This is a genomic window from Klebsiella sp. CN_Kp106 (assembly GCF_040064575.1).
GTDB lineage: Bacteria > Pseudomonadota > Gammaproteobacteria > Enterobacterales > Enterobacteriaceae > Klebsiella > Klebsiella michiganensis.
In genome coordinates, this window is the sequence record NZ_JBEAIG010000028.1 from 1 (window position 1) to 2111 (window position 2111).

Consider the following 2111-nt stretch of genomic DNA (forward strand, 5'->3'; position numbering starts at 1 on the left):
AGGCGGTGCGCAGCCACGGCGCCCACGCCCAGGGCACGCTCTCCTACACCACCAGCCCGGCCCACACCCTGCAGACCTGGCTCGACCTGACCGAACAGCTGCTGGAGACCGGCGTCGATTCCATCGCGATTAAGGACATGTCCGGCATTCTCACCCCGATGGCGGCCTTCGAGCTGGTGAGCGAAATCAAAAAACGCTATGACGTCAGGCTGCACCTGCATGCTCATGCCACCACCGGGATGGCGGAGATGGCCCTGCTGAAGGCCATCGAGGCCGGCGTTGACGGCGTCGATACCGCCATCTCTTCCATGAGCGCCACCTACGGCCACCCGGCCACCGAGGCGCTGGTGGCGACGCTGGCAGGCACAAAACATGACACCGGCCTGGATATCCTCAGGCTTGAGAGCATCGCGGCGTACTTCCGCGAGGTGCGCAGGAAATACCACGCCTTTGAAGGCCAGCTGAAGGGCACCGACAGCCGTATCCTCGTGGCCCAGGTGCCGGGCGGGATGCTCACCAACCTTGAGGGCCAGCTGAAGCAGCAGAACGCCGCCCACCGTCTGGATGAGGTGCTGGCGGAAATCCCCCGCGTGCGCGAGGACCTCGGCTTTATCCCGCTGGTCACCCCGACCTCGCAGATTGTCGGCACCCAGGCGGTGCTTAACGTGCTGACCGGCGAACGCTACAGAACCATCGCGAAGGAGACCGCCGGGATACTGAAGGGCGAGTACGGCCACACCCCGGTGCCGGTCAACGCGGCATTACAGGCGCGCGTGCTGGACGGAGCAGAGGCCATCACCTGCCGTCCGGCGGACCTGCTGAAGCCGGAGCTGGCGCAGCTGGAAGCCGACGTGAAGCGCCAGGCGCAGGAGAAGAATATTCAGCTTGCCGACAACGCCATCGACGACGTGCTCACCGTGGCCCTGTTCCCGCAGGTCGGCCTGAAGTTCCTTGAGAACCGCCACAACCCGGCGGCCTTTGAGCCGGTACCGCAGGTGGAAGCTGCGCAGCCTGCTGCTGCCCCGGTAAAAGCTGCCGCCTCCGGCGTCTACACCGTGGAAGTGGAAGGCAGAGCCTTTGTGGTGAAGGTCAGCGACGGCGGCGATATCAGCCCGCTGACGGCAGCGGCCCCCGTTCAGGCCACGGCCCCCGCAGCCGCCCCGGCAGGCGCCGGCACCCCGGTGACCGCGCCGCTGGCGGGCACCATCTGGAAGGTCATTGCCACGGAAGGCCAGACGGTGGCCGAGGGCGACGTGCTGCTGATTCTGGAAGCCATGAAGATGGAAACCGAAATCCGCGCCGCGCAGGCCGGGACCGTGCGCGGTATCGCGGTGAAATCCGGGGACGCGGTGGCGGTGGGCGACACCCTGCTGAGCCTGGCGTAAGGAAGAGGAACGGAAATGGAAAGTCTGAACGCCCTGATTCAGGGCATGGGGCTGATGCACCTCGGCGCCGGCCAGGCCGTCATGCTGCTGGTGAGCCTGCTGCTGCTGTGGCTGGCCATCGCGAGGAAGTTCGAGCCGCTGCTGCTGCTGCCGATTGGCTTCGGCGGCCTGCTGTCGAATATCCCGGAGGCCGGGCTGGCGCTGACCGCCCTGGAGAGCCTGCTGGCCCACCACGACGCCGGGCAGCTGGCGGTGATTGCCGCGAAGCTCCACTGTACGCCGGATGTCCACGCCATCAGGGAGGCGCTGGCGCTGGCGCTGCCGTCGGTGCAGGGGCAGATGGAGGACCTCGCCGTGGATATGGGCTACTCCGCCGGGGTGCTGGCCATCTTCTATAAGGTCGCCATCGGCTCGGGTATCGCCCCGCTGGTGATTTTTATGGGCGTCGGGGCGATGACCGACTTCGGCCCGCTGCTGGCCAACCCGCGGACCCTGCTGCTGGGGGCGGCGGCGCAGTTCGGCATCTTCGCCACGGTGCTGGGGGCGCTGACGCTGAACTACTTCGGCATCATCAGCTTCACCCTGCCGCAGGCGGCGGCCATCGGCATCATCGGCGGCGCGGACGGCCCGACGGCGATTTATCTGTCGGGCAAGCTGGCGCCGGAATTACTCGGGGCCATCGCGGTGGCGGCGTACTCGTATATGGCGCTGGTGCCGTTAATCCAG

At 66.9% G+C, this 2111-nt stretch carries 2 protein-coding genes; both read left to right on the forward strand.

Annotated features, from left to right (window positions below; translation table 11 throughout):
• Positions 1–1385, forward strand: a 1385-nt coding sequence (locus ABLU96_RS11470) for a pyruvate carboxylase subunit B (RefSeq protein ID WP_348862519.1), incomplete at its 5' end; no start/stop codon positions are given.
• A 15-nt stretch (positions 1386–1400) separates the two neighbouring features.
• Positions 1401–2111 (forward strand): sodium ion-translocating decarboxylase subunit beta (locus ABLU96_RS11475; RefSeq protein ID WP_348862520.1); only part of this gene is annotated, 711 nt, incomplete at its 3' end.